The sequence below is a fragment of the Gimesia sp. genome, from assembly GCF_048260065.1.
GTDB lineage: Bacteria > Planctomycetota > Planctomycetia > Planctomycetales > Planctomycetaceae > Gimesia.
The window spans coordinates 1-17,559 of sequence record NZ_JBLXHC010000025.1 but is presented as its reverse complement, the minus strand read 5'-3'; the positions used below and the strand labels follow the sequence as shown (position 1 = coordinate 17,559).

Below are 17,559 nucleotides of genomic sequence, written 5' to 3'. Positions count from 1 at the left end.
AAATATCAGTATCATTTTATGTGTTTTCTGTGTATCATTGAGCCATTCAACGCCGTGTGGGATGAAGAATTCCTGGTTTTCTGGAACATAAATGATGTTGAGAATTGAAGGCTCTGCTACAAAATTCTGTGATCGTATCCCCCGCCGCTCTTTTCTGCAGATCGGCGGGCTGGCGATGGGGGGCTTATCACTTCCGCAATTGCTGCAGGCCGAGCAACAGAATCCACAGCGTCAAGCTCATAAAGCGGTGATCATGATCTTCCTGAATGGGGGACCGCCGCACCAGGACATGTTCGATTTGAAGCCCGAGGCACCTGCCGAAATTCGAGGTGAATTTCAACCCATCGCGACCAGTGTGCCCGGCATCCAGATCAGCGAGTTGATGCCTCGCGTCGCCGGGATGATGGATAAGTTTTCGATCATCCGTTCGCTGGTGGGTTCCGAAGGCAGACACGATTCATTTCAGTGCTGCACCGGACATCAGTTTCGAGATCCCAAACCGCAGGGGGGCTGGCCGTCCATGGGCTCGGCGCTCTCTAAACTGCAGGGCCCCGTTGATTCTGCTGTGCCCCCTTATATCGATCTGTCGCAGAAGATGGCCCATGATCCCTACAACATCAAAGGACCCGGTTTTCTGGGGATGGCACATTCACCGTTTCGCCCTGATGGCGAAGTGATGAGCAACATGACGCTGAATCAGATTACCCCCATTCGCTTGCGCGAGCGGACCCGACTGCTGGAAGAACTCGATACCTACCGGCGGAACGTCGATCAGAAACTGGCCAGCGAAACCAGCGATCAATTTACCGAACAGGCTTTAGGGGTGTTAACGTCATCCCGGCTGGTGGAAGCGCTCGACCTGGAAAAAGTCGACCCGCAAGTGCGGGCCCGGTACGGAATCGACGATCCCAAAGTACTCGGCTTTGATCCTAAGATGGGATACCAGGCGCTGATGTCCCGCTTCCTGCAGGCGCGGCGGGCAGTGGAAGCGGGAGCCCGCATGGTGACCTGCAGTTTCGCTGATTTCGATTACCACAGCGATAACTTTGGCAGAGGCCGCAAAGTGATTCCGTTACTGGATCAGGGCGTGGCGGCGCTGGTGGAAGATCTGCATGAACGCGGCCTCGATCAGGACGTGACGGTTATCGTGTGGGGTGAGTTTGGTCGGACTCCCAAAATCAATGAGAAAGCAGGCCGCGATCATTGGTCGCGCGTGCATGCGGGCCTGCTGGCAGGCGGGGGAATGCAGGCCGGGCAGGTGATTGGTTCAACAGATAAATGGGCCGAAGCCGCGGTCGACCGCCCCGTGCATATGCAGGAAGTCTTCGCCACGCTATACCATAACCTGGGCATCGATGCCGCCACGACAACCATCCCGGACAACAACGGTCGTCCCCAATATCTGCTGGAACAGCAGGCACCGATTCGGGAACTGATCTGACGGCGGTTGGTTTTGCTTCAAGTAATAAATTAAGGGGGCAGATCCAATGCTTCAAGCGATCTGCCACACCCCCTTTTATGCCTTCTTGTAACTTATCAGGATCTCGTGCTTTAAATTCATAGTCTGGTGGACTAAATTTATTTTAGAGAGAATCGAAATCGGTCTTTAAAATGATGGAAGCAGCTAGTACAAATCCAATGTCTACCATCTTCAGTGACATACCCTTCGTGTAGACACTCTGGCCCATCAGATCGGCAAAACTTGGACCAGCAGAACTCGCAATGGTCGTGCTCCCATTCAGAACTCGGTGGGGAATACTCACGCAATTCCAAAATGGCGTCCTTAAGGTATTTTTCCTGTCCGGTGATTCGCCAGTCATCATAATCGGAAGTGTTCATTCTTCTTCAAGTCCTTGGAATTAAAAAAGGGAGCAGTTCTCATTAACAAGAGCGGCGTGCAGATAATTTTGAGTCTCATTAAAACCAAACGTTTTCGCGTGGTCTGGATATTGTATTCATTGATCACTTTGTATGCATTGGAAATAAGGCCGATCCTCTTTGGGGATACACAATTGATGCGCGCCTTTGATGATACTCGCCTGAGCCTGTTCTGGCATGTCAGTGCAGCGTGTTTATCTGGCCTTGTTCTCGCACTTGTTGCGCTGATGGCTATCGAAACCAAGCGTTTTCGCGTGGTTTGGCTATTGTGTTCATTGATCACTTTTTGCATTCTGTTGTATTCATACAAGATTAGTGCATCGTTTCCATCGGAGTATAAAACTGTCGATGGCACATTGGGCCTTTACTATATCTGGTGCACATTGGGTGAATGGTATGAATTGGAATTCAGGCGTGTTCTCTATGGGGGTACTCCAATGCCGATCGCCTCTTATAGTACTCGCCTGATGCTGTTTTGGCATGTCAGTGCATCGTGTTTAATTGGCCTTGTTCTCGCACCTGTTACGCTGATGGCAATCAAAACCAGACGTTTTCGCGTGGTTTGGATATTGTGTTCATTGGTCCCTTTTTGCATTCTGTGGTTTTCATACCATATTTATGGTTCGTTTCCATCGGGTCTTGGAACTATCGGTTGCCCATTGGGTACCTGGTATGAATTGGAAATCAGGCGGGTTTTCTTTGGGGAGACTCCAAAGTTGATCATCTCTGACAATACTCTCCTGATGCTGTTTTGGCATGTCATTGCATCGTGTTTGATTGGCCTTGTTCTCGCACTTGTTTCGCTGATTGCAATCAAACCTGCTGACAATGAAAAAGAGTAGCTACAGAAGGTGTAGATCATATGAGTAGAAATAAAGCAATAACAGGTGTCAGGAACCATATATTTAAGCTATCCTGATACCTGTTACTCAACCAGATTATGATTCAACACAGCTTTTTTACTGAATCTGGGATCATCAGGATGAAAGTAAGCAGTAAAAAGAGTATTTCCCAAAATAGAACCAGAGCCGGGCTGTTTCTATTCAGCTTCCTGGTGTTGCTGGTTACGCATCGTTTATCTGCACAAGAGGTGCGGACGATTCAAATCCGACCCCCGTATGGCGTTTGTACTGTCAGTCAATGGAAACGTGACTGGCCCGGTTGTCAGTATGAGGATGGTGTGCGAGAAGGGCATCTGTCGATCGTGAAGGCTCCCGGAGGGGCCGCTCTTCGGATTGATTATGTTGTCGGTGAGATCGGTCCGGAAAAGGGAGGCATCGGCTGGCGCTCACCCATTCAACCTGCGGATTCCGTGGAACTGGCTTATCAGGTGACCTTCAGTGAAAATTTTGACTGGGTCAAAGGAGGGAAGTTGCCGGGCTTGTGTGGAGGCCCCGAGTCCGTGACGGGTGGTAATCCTGCCAATGGAAAAAATGGATTCTCCGCCCGGCTGATGTGGCGGGCCGATGGTCGTGGCGAAGCATACGTGTATCACATGAATCAACCCCAAAAGTACGGAGAGAGTTTTTCGTTCCCGTCCGACTTTCGATTTCAAACTGGCAAGCCGATTCTGGTACGCATCCGGGTGGCTATGAATACACCAGGTCGGACGGATGGACGACTTGATGTCTGGATTGGAGATCGTACTACAGAGCAATTCCAACACGTCGTTGCCCGTGATGACATGGAGTGGCGGCGGACTGATAAGATATTGGTTGACAGTATTTTATTTCAGACTTTCTATGGTGGAAGTAACCACTCCTGGGCACCGCGGCGTACCTGCTTTACCCTGTTCAGTGAAATCTCGACGCGAGAGGTTGATTTGAAAAAACCGTCAGGACAATGAGCGATACATTTTGAAACGGTTTCACCACAGCAGGCAGTGCCATCTGTTCTTGACACCTTCAGGTAGGCACGAACTGAGAGATTTTTTATTTAACATCCGTTTTCTGAGGCTGCATCTGGTAGTCGAGTTGATAGGTGTGTTTTTCGCTTGAGTTGATTTTCTTCAGCAAGGGAGAATAGGTTTCGACATCAATACGGTTCTCGCCGGGAACAAATTTAAGGATCCGCAGCCAGCCATTGCCGCCGTTGGGTAGTCCCTGGTAATCGGTAAGCATCTCAATCACCTCGTTGCCGAAATCGTTTTTGCTTTTCAATAATCCAACGCCCAATACATGACCGCACATGACCATATCGATGTTATCATGTTTGCGGATCAGTTTCTGAAACAGTTCTTCGCCACTGTTCCCTTCAATGCCATATCTGCGTGGCGATGATGTATCACGCATGGTCGGGCGCATATAGCAATGCGTTGCGACAATCACCCGTCGGTTTTTATGCTGTGAGATAATATTCCGCGCCCAGTCGATGGTTTCGTCAGTAGGTGCAAACTCCAGACTGACGACCATGAATTTCAAATCGCCCACTTCAAAGAAACAATAGTTGTTGTCGTTGGTTTCGCCTTTATTTCCGCCGTACCAACTCTGATGTTTGTAGCGGGATGGTGGGAAATATTTGTTGTAGTTGGTAGTGTCGCGCGTCAAGCGTTTGTTGACTGTCTTCATGTCGTGATTTCCCGGAACCATGCTGTAGGGGACCACGTCATCAAGGACGGCATGGGCTTTGTCGGCAACGATAAATTCTCTGATCGTTGCATTCTGAACAATATCGCCCAGGTGAATGACGAATTTGATATTACGCTTTTCGACGTTCGCCTTGATCCATTCCGTTTGTGCCTGATAGATTTCGGGAAATTTTTCGGAATAGAGTTGTGTGTCGGGCAGCAGTACTACAGAAAAACTTTCTGCTGCATTCTCTTCAGCCATCGCAGCCGGCTGCAGCAAAAAGCTGACGCAGAGAACTGTAAGCACCAGTTTCAATCTACTCTGAAGGGACTGTCGAAGATCGTAAATTAAACCAGGCGTGTTCATTTAGCTCGCATCCTTTTTGTGGTAATCGTGAATTTCCCAATGGGGCTGAAATGACAGGAGCGTGGAATTGCTCCAGAAAACTCCACTCTATAGCTTAACATCACCCAGCCCTCGGGTCTAATACAGGTTGGACGAAAAGGTATCGGCAACTGTCTTGAAGTCTGTCAAGAAGATTGAATATTTTGATTCCATGTCTGATGTAAATTTCTGTTTGCAGATTTAAGACGGTCGACAGATGAAATTGTCTGTTTCTTTATTGAGTGAAAATCGAAGTCGGTATTTTTTTTCTAATGTCGTTGGAAGATAAATACCGGGATCATGCTCTCCAGATAAAGTCACAACCCCTTTTTTGTCACACATGTCAAGGATTGCTTTCTTAACTGCCCTGAAATTCTTTTTTGCCTGACTGAATTTTGAGAATATTCTGAGATCTGTAATTTCCAAATCATTTTGAACAAGGCGTCCGCCGTCAAACACTAATAGTTCCGCTTTAGCACGATCAGTAAAATCCCAGTCACTACTTGTGAGAGGAACGCTACCCAGGGTTAAATAGTATTCACAATAATTTCCACTCATATAAGTTAATGCATTATTTTTATCATCCAGATCCAGGGTTTTCATACCAGCATATTTTTCATCTTTTGAAAATCGGCGGATTATGAGACGACTCCCCTCAGAAAGTTTCGCCTTTCTCAAAGCCTCGAATGCTGATTCAGGTGTCAAAAAATAACTTAATCGACTCATGGAATATATTCTCTTTTTTCAAACACATTCATCAGTTCATTAAACAAACCTGTATCACCACGCCACACAAAATAGCTCACTGCCGCCACGTTCAGGAATACGGTCAGCCAATATACAATCAGGAATTTCTGCTTGCTGGATTTATGTCGCAGCAGGCGTTGTGCCGCCAGTGCGCCGGGCCAGCCTCCCAGCAGTGCCAGGACGTGTAAGTTCGATTCTGCAGTCCGCCACTTTCCCCGTTGTGCTGCGGATTTATCCCAGGCGTAGGCGATGAAGGTCACACAGCTCGCGACGAAGTATCCCGCCAGCACCAGCCAGGGGATGCGGTGGAAATAGACAGAGACCAGTAAAAAACCGACAAACAGTACGGTAAATGAAACCGCGGGCGCGCTGCGCAGACGTTTGCCCACGGTTTGATCTGAAAAACGGACGTTCTCCGCTCTGACTTTCCCGTTCTCTTCATGGACCGTTTCGAACGAAACCGGATCGCCTGCCTGCGGCCGTCGTGCCGAACGAGGGAAGGCACTGATGTGCACAAAGACCGAACTGCCGTTGTCTTGAGATGAGATAAAGCCAAAGCCTTTTGCATCATCCCAGTCCCTGATTTTACCCTGTAAACGCATTTCAATTTACTTTTTCATGATGATGGCGGATAAGCGTTCAAGATTCATTAACCTGACACCTTTTATTATTCGTGAGCAGGGAGCGCCTCTCCCCAGACAGCTTTGTGTTCCAGATCCGAGAGCGGATCCGTTTCGAACAGCCGTTTTGTATGCGGGAGAACGTCCGCCTGGAGACACCAGTACTGACCTCGAATCACATAGGTTCCAGCAACGCCCTCGGGGAAGCCACGGTGCTGAATTATCCCCACACGTGACTGCAGTTCTTTGATCCGTTTTCTTTCCTGATCGAAATTGTGATAGTCCAGGATGCCAACCACCTTCACCGTTTGTCCGACCACATCTTCGGGCCAGATGTAACCCTCCCTCGACCAGATTTCCACGCCGTTGACCCGGGTTGAAGCTTTGGAAGATTGAGCCGTCCCTACGAGACTGACCGGCTTTCCTCGATATTTCGCCAGTTCATCGTTCCATTCCATCTGAGAAAGATCAATGGGCGTCTCCGGAGGCGAATCGTGTTCTTCAACTGCACCGGCAGTTTTCTCTTTCTGCTCCGTTCCGCAACCATTCAATCCCAATATCAGACTGAGAAATAAAATTCTGGCGACAGAAGGATTACTGGTTTCCAGTAGTTTCATAAGCACTGTTTCTTACTACGATAGAAGCCAGGATTTTTAAGTTGCAGGAAGCCCCAGCGGCTTTGTATAGAGATTGGCAGCCTTATTTTTTCCCTTTGCCTGTAGTGGTCTGTTGTCGCACCTTCATTCCTGAATTAGGAACGATCATTAAAGTCTGTCCGGTAGCAGGAGCATACGCATTCACTTCGAAAACCAGGTCATTCGTGCGTTCTGATTTAGGGCGATCCTGATCCATATATAAAGTTAAGGATTTAATACGACCATCAACGTTGGAAAAAGCCGCTACCAGATGACCATTCGTAACAGGCCACCCTGTCAATTCTATATTTTTATTGAAAGTCGCTATCTCCACCCCCATGCCCTCTTTCAAACCTGCCTGTGCCATGACCTGGATCGCTTCGTTGATATTCTGTCCTGCCCGGATTGACCGGGGGGGCTGCTTCTGCATCGCTGATAGAGATGTGATGGTCAATATACATAATGCGAATGCCATCAATGGAATATGCCTCATTTGCATTTGGGAACTCGCTTCCTCATATCAGAAACAGAACGGGACTGGTTCTCTCAACACCAACAGCCAGCTGGTTTGATTTTAAGAATTTGTTTTCATCTGACAAGATGGATTCAGGCTCAGCATGGAGGGTCTGGCAGCGTTTGAGAGGCTTAAAAGGTGCAAAGTCCTGTTGCCTTTTACCTCCTGATAGTCCATTTGCACAATGATCCCTGACGAAGATTCTTTATATTGCGTCTGCCATCAGATTCTAACATCGTAGAAAATAATTGTGCATCATTTCGTGCTTCAAGCAAGTAGAATTAAGGGGACAGTTTCTTATTCCCCCGCTGGTAAAGCAATCTCGCGTACCACCCGCAGGCCGTAGGAGTGTCTGTTGGTTTCCGCAGAAACATAGGCACGTTCTGAAGAACGGCAGTAGTCGGCAATGTTGCTCATGCCGCCTCCTCGAACCACCCGGCCCGGTCCTGTCTCACCCCCCTGGGGATCGGTAACGGCCCCTTCCTGATAACGCGTATAAAAATCCTGGCACCACTCGTAAACATTGCCGTGCATATCGTAGAGCCCCCAGAGATTGGGTTTCTTTTGTCCCACAGGATGTGTCGTTGTGAGTGCGTTATTCTTGAACCAGGCATAGTCCTCCAGTTCTGACTCATCGTCGCCGCAACAGAATTTCGAGGACGTTCCCGCCCGGCACGCGTACTCCCATTCCGCTTCCGTCGGCAGACGATAGACATGCCCGGCCGCTTTTTCAGCCGGCATGGCTGACAGCTTCCGGCAGAATTCCGTGGCTTGATTCCAATTGAGGCTGTCTACCGGATGGTTCTCGCCTGCGTACACACTCGGATTCGTCCCCATGACGGCTTCGTACTGTTTTTGTGTGACTTCATGAATGCCGATTTCGAATGGCTTCGTGATGGTGACGGAGTGGGGAGGACTACTGCTGCCTCGCTCGTTGGCTGCGCCCATCGTGAATGTGCCGCCGGGAAGCCGTTTGAATTGGATGCCGACTCCCAGGAGAGGTTCCCCGGATTCCTCTGACTGCATTGCAGCAGACGTCGTTTCTGTGTTGTTGTTCTCTACTGTTCCTGGTTCTTCAGGGCGACTGTTTTCAGCAACCGCGGTTTGTTCTTCGGCCTGCTGTTTCTGTTCGGGGTCAGGCAGAAGCTTTTTCCAGGGCAAAAAGAAGGAACTCGCCGCCATGGCGATAAACGCGATCGCCAGCACCGAAACAATCCCCGCATATTCACGGGCCAGACCACTTCCTTCGCCGACAGACCGGGTGCCCCCCGGCATCAGGGCACCGGGAGCTGCAGTCGGATCGATCTGCCGATTCTTCCGCCGTTTTTTAAACAGATTCACCTTGCGATCGTATTCGCGCCGCAACTCAGGGCTTAACAGAGTGATCTCGGCTTCGTCAATCTGGCTGATGAGCTGATTGGCAAATTGATTCCACTTCGTTCCCAGGTACTGTTCCACATGCGACCGCTGTCGCTCTGCCGCAGATTCGATGACAAAGCGGTCGTCTTCATTCAGAGAGATTCCCAACAGCTCATAAAACGTTGGCGGACATTTTTGCTGTGGAATTCCCAGCCACACGTGATAAGGATTAAAAGTATCAGACGGTTCTTGACTGTTCATTGAAGAATGGACCTCAGGACAGGGTTGCTGGCGCCGGGCAACCGCGGTGCTCGCTCTCTTGATTACATATAATCAGCACACATGAATGCAGAGCTGGGTGAGTGCGTTAAATTCTATTTACCCAGGTGAGTAAAAGAAACCCTGATTATAGAATTCGAAACAAGTAAATATAATGAGGGGGGCAATCCAAATAGCACTTACTTCATTCTGCTTATGCATCTGATCTTTTTTCGCGTTTTTTGAAGTGAGTTGACTTGGTACGATGTCGATACGCTTCACTTAGATATTTGCGTCCCGGTCGGTTGGGAAGCTTGTCTTGCATGGCGATACCCAGTGCAAAACAATAGTGCGCTCGCCAGTCGGCGGCCATGGGATACATCGACGACAGCAGAAACTGCCGGAACATGTTACAACTCGACAGTACCATTCGTGTCAGGAACTTTTTACTGCTTTTAAAGTAGCTCGCTGAAAATTAACCGGTTCCACTCATTTCAGATCCAAAAACTTACAACGTCTGCTATCTGCATTTTGGCTTTTCCTGCTCTCGAACTTACACAGGTCAAATTACTGTTTCTGGTACCTTTTTCCAGCCTTGAAACGGATTTTATTGGTGGCTCTGAAACTCTCGCGTTCCTTCCCTGCATTCGACAACCGTCGAAGCTTCAACGTCAATCTCCGCAGCAAGCTTGACGTCTTTGGAGAAGGATCTGGTGATGAGCTCCCTGCCGCTCACGCAATTTAACAATGCGTCATGGATATCTGAAGAGCACGAAACAAATGCGGCGATCGCTGCGTTAGTTTCGGTGGATGAGGTTAACCCCTGTTCGACGAGACGCTCCGCGATTGCTCCCGCTCCCAGCCAGTCTTCAATGCTGGGACGCCATCCGACGTGACTGGCGATGGATGACCACATTTCACCGCACGGAACAAGCGTAATCCTTTTGTTGTCAGATGGGTTGGACTTAAGAATCTGAGAGAGATAATCGGCAGTGGCACGACGATTTCGAAAGCACCCAATAATACTGCGGCCGGCACTTCCAGCAGCTGCGACACATTGGGCGCCATTCAGAGAAGTCACAATCAGACGCTCATTCTGTTTACAATCCATCAGGGAGGCAGGGGAAAGCGAATATCTTCCAGGTAAAGCGTGCCGAGATTTCGTCACAATATCAGCATTCAGGAGTTTCGTGGTCTGTTCTCTCCCTCCCATCGACTCAATCTCTTCAAGCGAATAGACAAGCACGCGAGCCCCTCGACTGCAAGCGATCGAAACACTGGTCGAAAAAGACAGGATATCGACCAGTACGACATAATCTCCTCGTTCCATAGCTAATGCCGCACCGGGGACCCCCCATTCAATGTGAACCTGAGTGTCCGGCCATGGATCAAATGCCTGAGTTCCATCAACGTCTGTAGGATGATTATTCATGATTATGTGGAAGTGATTTCAGAACTGATTAAGTAAGGTGAGCACCACGCCGGTTGTGCGAATCCTGAAAGCAAATGACTGTATCGTTCAGATCGTAATCTCAGAAAGCGAAAGTGAAACAGTCCACGGGTGGTCCATGCAAATTTCCAGCGCACGAATCATCTGATGCGGGATCAGTTTTCCCAGACTTGATTATCAGGTGCGCAAAATCCTGAAACGAAGTCCAACACTTCGAGTGTGCGATCTTCTTCCTTTTCGGTTTTACACTCTAGTCGAAGTTCTTCCAAAGTCTTTCGAACGACTTCCTGCTGAAAGCCCTCGCTCTTCATCTGGCGCAGTTCTTCGATTACAAACTGTAATGACGTGTCAGACACCACGAGAAGCTTAAGACGTTGTTCCAGTGCATGGTTCATGTGATGGCTGAGTAAGCAGGGATCAGGTTTCTTTTTTTCAGGTTAATTATTTTCTTGGGGCTTCTTCCATAGTATAAACTGATCCGTCATCGTGATGGTGAAGTATTTAAAATCTTTTGCACGAATCTTATCGACATTGAGATTTTCTGCTGCATATAACTTCCGTCCCTTATGCTCTGCATAGAATATCCGTGTCGGGAGATCTTCTCTTCCTTCTGTGAATTTAATGATTCCGTCTGCATCGGTCCTTCCCTTAATCACGGACTCCCAGGGGGATTCAGACATTGGCCCGTACAACCCTGCATGGGCGTCCGCAACCGGCTTGCCAGAGGGGTCAACAAGACGAACCGCAAAGCCAGATGTCTTCTCCATTGCTCCAAATGAACGTAGAGGCTTAAGCGAGATAATAAAATCGAGTGGTGACGAATCCTTTGCAGACGACAGTTTTGAGATCAGGTTTTCCTCACCATAGACTTCAACCTTGACTTTACCCTTTCGGGTCAGCCGTGGATTCGGATCGGCCCGCAGTTCTGTGATCTGGCCATCATACTCGATTTCAAATGTGCTGTTATCGATTTTGTGAAGCTTACCTTTGAAAATAATCTGAGAGTCCCCGCCGAGTGTCGATCTCACAAAAAACGGTCGCTCTGGGGTCACACTGAATTCGAGTGTACCATTCATTTTTGTTGCCACCGTTTTAACAGTAGAAACAGGCTGCACACGAAGCAGATAGTCTTCTGCCTGCAATCTACCTCCGATGAATACAAAAAATAATAGAAAGCGGCATATGTGCATACGCATCACTTTTTCTCCTCCCCCCAAGAATTACTTTTCGGATTCTAAAGTTATATTCAATGATTTGTCATTAGTACCTGCCTTGATCTTATCATTGTGACTTTTATACCCATCTTTTGAGACCTTAAGATTGAGTACATCTCTAGTCGGAGCATGAGTCAAGTAGATTGAATAGTTTCCTTTTTCATCTGATAGTTCACTATCACTTGACGAAAAAGAGTCTCCTTTTGTTCCGGACCATAGCTCAATTTGTGCATCCTTAATTGGAATATTACGAGAATCAGTGATTCGTCCTGAAATTTCCGTTATCCCTTCACACCCGAAGAACCCGACTAGAGTATAAACCACACACATTGCGGCGAATATTTTTCTATTCATCTTTTAGCCTCTTGGAAAAGAATTCATTATCGTGGCATTCTTCACAAACAGGGGGGACTAATAGAGGTCAGGTTTCACTAAAAAAATACTCGCCCACTTTTTATTATTCCTGAGTACAACTGGGTAAGCCGTTTCTTTCGTTTGTACTTAAAAGTTCTTCTTTTTCCAGTCGATTTAAAAAACGCTCATAAGCGTTCGAAAGGGCTGAGATTGAATCTTTTATTTGTGAATTCTTAATTGCTTTTTTTAATGGTTTCTTAGGGTTCAATGATGCTTCGCTCCAGAGACCTCTTCCATGCTCTAATGAATCGGAAATCAGTCCCCTGGTCTGCTGGAAATTATTAATTCCCTCTTTCATAGTCTGGAACCGTCTGCTGTATCCTTTTAATACCTCCATGCAATGTATGTATTCATTATCCCAGAACAGTATGTTCTCTCTATATCCTGCCAGATCTGCTGCCTCCAACGTAGACGCTTTGTCAAAAACTGTACAGAGGCAATTTGCGATTTCTATGGAGTAACTCATGGTATTTATCTTCTGAATTGTAGAACAAAATCATAGTAGCTGAGAGTTGCAAAGGGAATTCACTCCGTAACCGGCCAATACTCGATTCCCTTAATTCCATTTCCTTCAAGTGCCTGTTTGACCTTCTCAGAGACGATTTCTGCAACCGTCCAATCTCGGGGACGAAAAATGTGGCAGCTTCCTACTGAAGCTCCGCTGATTCGGAGCTTCTTCACTCCTCTCGGCTTACCAGCCTTCTCTGGGTGATCGTCGGGGTAGAACTGAATATCTGATCGCTCAAAGTCGATACAGTCCACGCAGTGAAGTAGGTTAAGCACTTCCCAGTCACCCTCGGCGTCCACCAACGCAGGGATTCGTTGGATTTCGTCCGGCGAAATCTCTTCGATGATTTGTCCCATTCGAGTGGACACGACTAAGCACCCAAATGCAGTTGAATTGTAGTCAACGGCATCTCCTTGCACCCGCACTTGAAAGGGGACAGGTGAAGGCGATGCCAATGTCTGGCAGCGTGTATACGCCCATTTATCCACCGGTGAACCATCGGGGAACTCTCGGCAAATCGAGAGGGTCCAACGGTCGTCGGTTGCCATCACAAGTTGATAGTAATGCATCCTAAAAGTTTCCTCTAACGTCAGCCTGTGATGCGGGTGCTCGCAACAAGTCGCCCAAATCGCCGTTCAGAATCTCTCTCCTAAGCTGATAGAGTTCGTCCAGCAATGCGTCCCGATATACTTGCCCGGACTTGAAGAGAAAAAAGTTGCCTGGACTCTTTTTCTGGCATTTCGCAGCCCCTCTACTCATCGACAACGACTTCAAAAACCAATTCGCTCTTGATACGTGCTTGTAGAAACTGCTCTGCCTCAGTCCGGCAGTCATTTACAAGCTTTCGATTAGTAGAGAAGTCGATACTTTCTGCCATATCAGGTTGCATTTTGCTGTCAATAATATGAAAGCCATCGATTCCCAATACCTTCGCCTTGCTTGTTCGACAGCTTCGAACGAGGGCTATCGCATCCTCAGGATTCAGAATGGGGGGGAACCCGTCTATCACGCTCTTGTCTAAGAATTCATCTTGTATGCGTGCCATCTTTGAAAATTTTCGCGTTAATCCTGCTCCGAATATTTACCATTTCATTTCTCCGCCGGAAACTGTTTCATCAATTCCGCGGCGATTCCAATTAAGGTTCCTGACAGCTATTTCTTATATTGATTTTCTCTTGCTGTTCGCTGATTTTTTTTATCACGTTCTACTGATAAGCGCTCTGATCTTTCTTTGTGATAGAGATGCCAATGAGGCCAGATTTGTGTTAGTTCCTGAGAGGCCTGTTCCCTGTTCTGTCTGGCAGTAACCAGCTCAGGTGGTTGAACACTCAGCCGTTTGTAAGTGGAACAAACCAGATGCTGTATATCGATTCTGGTTAAATCCGTCAGCAACTTCGGTAACTCGTCTGGGACCTGTAAGTCTTTTTGAGCAGCATGCAACTCTTCCTGATAGCGATTGCTGTGCCGTGCATACATTGCCAAAAGTTCTTTTAAATATGCTTCGTTTGTGAGAGTGGAATCGTTTTTTCTCTTCTCAAGAATCGAACCTTTGAGGTCTTCTTCAAATACAAATGATTTCAGATTCTCATTGGTGAATACGAATTTGGCCCACCAGGCAAGCAACGGTCGAAACTGCTTATCTTCTGCTGATTCCTGGTAACACTTACTCAGATTGGCTTGATGGAATGCAATCACCCATCGCTGTCTCTCTGGAGAATTCTTTCGCTGAAGAATGGTGTTCCAGCCGGCGGGCAACTTCCTTATCTCCTGTTTGAGCTGAGCTTCTCTCGTCGATAATTCGCCATTCAGTATTATGACAGCTGTTTCAGGAAGTGGATTCTCTTCCAGAATTTTATGCTCCAACTCACGCTCATGTTTCAGGGCCGATTGCCAGTTTTCGTAAGCCTGATCAAACTGCTTTCTTTTCTCTGGCGGAAGATCATCAATTGACTTTATGGAGCCATCAACTTCGCCGGGAACCTTGGCCTGAGAATATTTAATATATTTGACTTTCGCTGGCAGGGTGAGGGCAGAACCACCAGCAGTAGTCACCGACGAAGTTCGATTAGAAGTCTCTTTTTTTTCAGGACTGATCTGATGCGAACGAAGACTGTCTTTCCACGGCTGCCCCCAACTTTTTGAAAGCGGAGAGAACATGACGGCAACGAATCCGAAAATGAGAAAAATCGGCAACTTAAATTGGACTGATCGAGCTTGCGAAGTCAATTGATTGCTGCCTGCATACCATCCTTGATGCATGTTTTTCTCCTCAGAAATAGACAAATTATTAATCAACTGCCAGGAGTAGGCATAAACCCTGATTGACTGGATTGGGAAATATTGCCCCAGGTCCACCTTCCAGTCAGACTCATCTTAAAATTATTTTATTAGTAGAAAAAGATTACTTTGGAGTTAAAAGGTGTCGGGAACCATATATTTGAAGGTACCTGACTCCTTTAACTTCTCTGATACCTTTTTCTGATTCCACAATGAATCATACAAAGCGAGACTTAGCTAAAATAAATTCTCCTGGTAAATAAGCTCCTGGCGGGATATCAAAAATGTTTTTGTCTTTTAAAAGTATATAACCATCACATAATTGTGCTGCAGCTACTGCTATCACAATAAAATCATCTAAGGTTGGGTTAAACTGTATTCCTCGCAAAACTACATCAAAACTGTATCCTGCAGTTCTCCATTTTTCGGCAAGTTCTATTTGCATACATTCATTAAGATTACAACTAAAGTCGTCAATATATTCTTCTTCATTGGTATATGTTGCAACATTTGAATATACGCCGAGAAACAAGCCATATTTTTTGTTTATATCAAAACGGTAACTTTTAGAAGGACAAATCAATTCATCGCCAAATACTTCGTGCTCAATACCATTCTCTATTTGAAACAGTTTCAGAGATTTGCCAGATATTGTTGAAAACAAGTCAGGTCGTAAATCAATAAGCCGACTTTTTAGCGTACTCCACGTTAAATAATGTTTAACAGTGGGGATTATCTCGATCTCAATCGCCATGGTAGAAGGCCAATTATTCTATTATTTTTAAGGGAAATAAGTGCCAGGTCTCATTATAAAAAGAGTTCCGCCCTCTTTTTATTCCCTGATTGCTGTACTATCTTGTGAGGCGTTTGTATCGCTCCTCGAATTCTTTTTTCTCCCTTTCTTCATCAAAAATGGCGTACCCATTTTCATCACTATCATCATACTCCCATTTCATATCAAACTTACCCTCAGCATTAAGCTCAAAGCTTGCTTTGCTCCATAGAGGTTGTCCTGCATTCTTAAACAGCTTCCTAATTTCTCGAAAAGCACGTTCCCCTTGACGGTTTGTAGTAAAGCTTCGTGCTACTCCGTCTGCTTTGCGAGTAAATTCTCCAAAGTATCGACTCCCATCAGGGTAGAATACTGCATCCATCCTGGCTGTTGCCCATTCTTCCGGGATTGCATCCTGAATTGATTCTGCAATTTCTTGATAAAACCGTTCGATACCTTCAATCATCTCTTACACTTTCATAGATTATCAGGGGGATCAGAAATCGAGGAGAATAAAGTGTCAGGAACCCAATCAATTCATTTGGCAGATGAAGATGGTTTTATTTCACGTGTTTGTTTTTCCGCCGGGAACTGTTTCATTAATTCCGCGGCGGCTTTTTTTGTGGCTTGCCAGTTGCCGGTTTCGTCGGGGACGGCTTTGACGATCACTGTGAAGTCGAGCTGGTCCCCTTTTTTGAAGGACTGGCCGTTGTTGTGGCGGAGGTAGTATTTGTGGTAACGGTCGAGGTCCCAGATCATACTGGTGCTGCCTTCGCCTCGGATCACGCGGGGCGTGTAACAGAGCGAACTGAGCTGCTGTTCCGGATTGAACTGGGCAACCCAGGTTGTATTTTTGCTGATCGCCATCTTCTTGGAATGGGAGAGGGGACCGGTTTCGATGGTGCCGTCGGGGAGCTGGGCCATCCACTCTGTTGAGGTGGGCGGGAAGCAGTGCATGAAGTAATAAAGCAGGTCGAGGTCGACTTCTGCCTGAGCCACCATCTGTGTGCGTTCATAAATCTCTGAGTCGGTCAGGATGATCTCGGCGCGGACGATGAATTTCCAGATCGTGGATTCCTTGATGAATCTGATCTGTTTGCCGGTGATGGTTTCATCGGTTTTTGTGATAGGAGTTTTTGTGCCGTCCACGAACAGCTGCAGGCGATGGACGACTTCGCGGCCCCCCTCTTGGTGGCCGGTGCCCCACCACTGTTCCCCTTTGGGACGCAGCACGGTGCCGTAGTGGCCGTTGTTCAGCCCGAACTCCTGCCCGCGAAACAGCATCTTCTCGATGGTCCAGCCACTGGCGGCGTCGAGGGGCACAGTGTAGTTGTCTGTCTTGAGCGTCAGGTAGCCGGTCTCGGGAACGCCGGCGTCGTAGAGGCGACTAGGTGTATCTGTGGCTTCCGGATTTGCGGCAGAAGCTGGAAAGGTCGATAGGACTGTGATGGTGAGCCAGGCCGCGGAAAGGATTCGATTCATGGTCGTATTCTGTTTTCTGGTGGTCAAAGTGTGGCGGATTCAGGTATGTGAATCCATGAGTATCTCTGGGGATATGATAACGGATCGAGTGGGCAGTTCGTAGGTTTCAGTGGGAAAATGGTGAGGTGTGCGGGGGAAGTGTAGCCCTGGATTGTGGGATGGCTCTGACAGTTTCCTGTTGTCTGCGACAACCCCGGATTACATCCGGGGCACCCTTTTTTATTGTATTAGCCGTACGGCGTTAGCCGCGGTTCACGGAGATCTCGGAGACAACCGGAGCTAACGCTCTGCGGCTGATTGAGTTTTGGGATGGGACGGACTGGTGTTGATTGAACGCGGGAGCTGCGACCTCCTGCTCGCTACGCTCGGCCCGAATTATATTCGGGCTTATCTATGAAGAGCATCTTGTCAAGTGGTTTTATTCTTCGCGCATGGGTACCTTTCTGAGACTTAATCAAGCGGTACGCTCAATCATCTATT

Annotated in this window: 21 protein-coding genes; 3 read left to right on the top strand and 18 right to left on the bottom strand. The window is 47.4% G+C overall.

Annotation, left to right across the window (positions count from 1 at the left end):
* The first annotated feature begins 94 nt into the window (after positions 1-94).
* The 3 genes from ACN0YN_RS28735 to ACN0YN_RS28725 all read left to right on the top strand — a co-directional run bounded on the left by ACN0YN_RS28735 (position 95) and on the right by ACN0YN_RS28725 (position 3,724).
* Positions 95-1,441 (top strand): DUF1501 domain-containing protein, encoded by a 1,347-nt coding sequence (locus ACN0YN_RS28735; protein WP_417388371.1) that lies wholly within the window; start codon positions 95-97, stop codon positions 1,439-1,441.
* A 574-nt stretch (positions 1,442-2,015) separates the two neighbouring features.
* Positions 2,016-2,720 (top strand): hypothetical protein, encoded by a 705-nt coding sequence (locus ACN0YN_RS28730; RefSeq protein ID WP_417388335.1) that lies wholly within the window; start codon positions 2,016-2,018, stop codon positions 2,718-2,720.
* Positions 2,721-2,860: 140 nt separating this feature from the next.
* Positions 2,861-3,724 carry a polysaccharide lyase gene (locus tag ACN0YN_RS28725; RefSeq protein ID WP_417388334.1) on the top strand — a complete coding sequence of 288 codons (864 nt, stop codon included), beginning with the start codon at positions 2,861-2,863 and terminating at the stop codon, positions 3,722-3,724.
* An 85-nt stretch (positions 3,725-3,809) separates the two neighbouring features.
* Here ACN0YN_RS28725 and ACN0YN_RS28720 read toward each other — a convergent pair whose 3' ends face one another.
* From ACN0YN_RS28720 to ACN0YN_RS28635, 18 genes are all read right to left on the bottom strand, one after another.
* Positions 3,810-4,706: a metallophosphoesterase gene (locus tag ACN0YN_RS28720; protein ID WP_417388333.1), complete on the bottom strand. Its 897-nt coding sequence runs from the start codon at positions 4,704-4,706 to the stop codon at positions 3,810-3,812.
* A gap of 324 nt (positions 4,707-5,030) precedes the next feature.
* Entirely contained in the window at positions 5,031-5,555 is a 525-nt protein-coding gene (locus ACN0YN_RS28715; RefSeq protein WP_417388332.1) for a hypothetical protein, read from the bottom strand.
* Positions 5,552-6,178, bottom strand: coding sequence for a DUF1294 domain-containing protein (locus ACN0YN_RS28710; protein ID WP_417388331.1), 627 nt, complete (start codon positions 6,176-6,178; stop codon positions 5,552-5,554). The genes ACN0YN_RS28715 and ACN0YN_RS28710 overlap by 4 nt, the downstream gene beginning before the upstream one ends.
* 65 nt (positions 6,179-6,243) lie before the next feature.
* The gene (locus ACN0YN_RS28705) at positions 6,244-6,813 is read right to left on the bottom strand and encodes a hypothetical protein (RefSeq protein WP_417388330.1); all 570 of its coding nucleotides are present in this window, start codon (positions 6,811-6,813) and stop codon (positions 6,244-6,246) included.
* Positions 6,814-6,895: 82 nt separating this feature from the next.
* A complete protein-coding gene (locus tag ACN0YN_RS28700) occupies positions 6,896-7,330 on the bottom strand; it encodes a hypothetical protein (RefSeq protein ID WP_417388329.1) in 435 nt (144 codons plus the stop codon).
* 312 nt (positions 7,331-7,642) lie between these two features.
* Entirely contained in the window at positions 7,643-8,965 is a 1,323-nt protein-coding gene (locus ACN0YN_RS28695; protein WP_417388328.1) for an SUMF1/EgtB/PvdO family nonheme iron enzyme, read from the bottom strand.
* Positions 8,966-9,176: 211 nt separating this feature from the next.
* Complete coding sequence (locus ACN0YN_RS28690; protein ID WP_417388327.1) at positions 9,177-9,371, bottom strand: hypothetical protein; 195 nt, start codon at positions 9,369-9,371, stop codon at positions 9,177-9,179.
* Positions 9,372-9,569: 198 nt separating this feature from the next.
* Entirely contained in the window at positions 9,570-10,394 is an 825-nt protein-coding gene (locus ACN0YN_RS28685) for a 2-phosphosulfolactate phosphatase (protein ID WP_417388326.1), read from the bottom strand.
* A 173-nt stretch (positions 10,395-10,567) separates the two neighbouring features.
* Complete coding sequence (locus ACN0YN_RS28680) at positions 10,568-10,807, bottom strand: hypothetical protein (RefSeq protein WP_417388325.1); 240 nt, start codon at positions 10,805-10,807, stop codon at positions 10,568-10,570.
* Positions 10,808-10,849: 42 nt separating this feature from the next.
* A complete protein-coding gene (locus ACN0YN_RS28675) occupies positions 10,850-11,608 on the bottom strand; it encodes a hypothetical protein (protein WP_417388324.1) in 759 nt (252 codons plus the stop codon).
* A gap of 24 nt (positions 11,609-11,632) precedes the next feature.
* Entirely contained in the window at positions 11,633-11,956 is a 324-nt protein-coding gene (locus tag ACN0YN_RS28670) for a carboxypeptidase regulatory-like domain-containing protein (RefSeq protein ID WP_417388370.1), read from the bottom strand.
* Positions 11,957-12,083: 127 nt separating this feature from the next.
* A complete protein-coding gene (locus ACN0YN_RS28665; RefSeq protein WP_417388323.1) occupies positions 12,084-12,506 on the bottom strand; it encodes a hypothetical protein in 423 nt (140 codons plus the stop codon).
* A gap of 59 nt (positions 12,507-12,565) precedes the next feature.
* Complete coding sequence (locus ACN0YN_RS28660; protein ID WP_417388322.1) at positions 12,566-13,117, bottom strand: imm11 family protein; 552 nt, start codon at positions 13,115-13,117, stop codon at positions 12,566-12,568.
* 182 nt (positions 13,118-13,299) lie between these two features.
* Positions 13,300-13,593 carry a hypothetical protein gene (locus ACN0YN_RS28655; protein WP_417388321.1) on the bottom strand — a complete coding sequence of 98 codons (294 nt, stop codon included), beginning with the start codon at positions 13,591-13,593 and terminating at the stop codon, positions 13,300-13,302.
* A 107-nt stretch (positions 13,594-13,700) separates the two neighbouring features.
* Complete coding sequence (locus ACN0YN_RS28650) at positions 13,701-14,807, bottom strand: hypothetical protein (RefSeq protein ID WP_417388320.1); 1,107 nt, start codon at positions 14,805-14,807, stop codon at positions 13,701-13,703.
* A 235-nt stretch (positions 14,808-15,042) separates the two neighbouring features.
* On the bottom strand, positions 15,043-15,579 hold the full coding sequence (locus tag ACN0YN_RS28645) for a hypothetical protein (RefSeq protein WP_417388319.1): 537 nt from the start codon (positions 15,577-15,579) through the stop codon (positions 15,043-15,045).
* 97 nt (positions 15,580-15,676) lie between these two features.
* Positions 15,677-16,063 (bottom strand): immunity protein YezG family protein, encoded by a 387-nt coding sequence (locus ACN0YN_RS28640; protein ID WP_417388318.1) that lies wholly within the window; start codon positions 16,061-16,063, stop codon positions 15,677-15,679.
* A 71-nt stretch (positions 16,064-16,134) separates the two neighbouring features.
* Complete coding sequence (locus ACN0YN_RS28635) at positions 16,135-17,079, bottom strand: hypothetical protein (RefSeq protein ID WP_417388317.1); 945 nt, start codon at positions 17,077-17,079, stop codon at positions 16,135-16,137.
* Positions 17,080-17,559 lie beyond the last annotated feature (480 nt).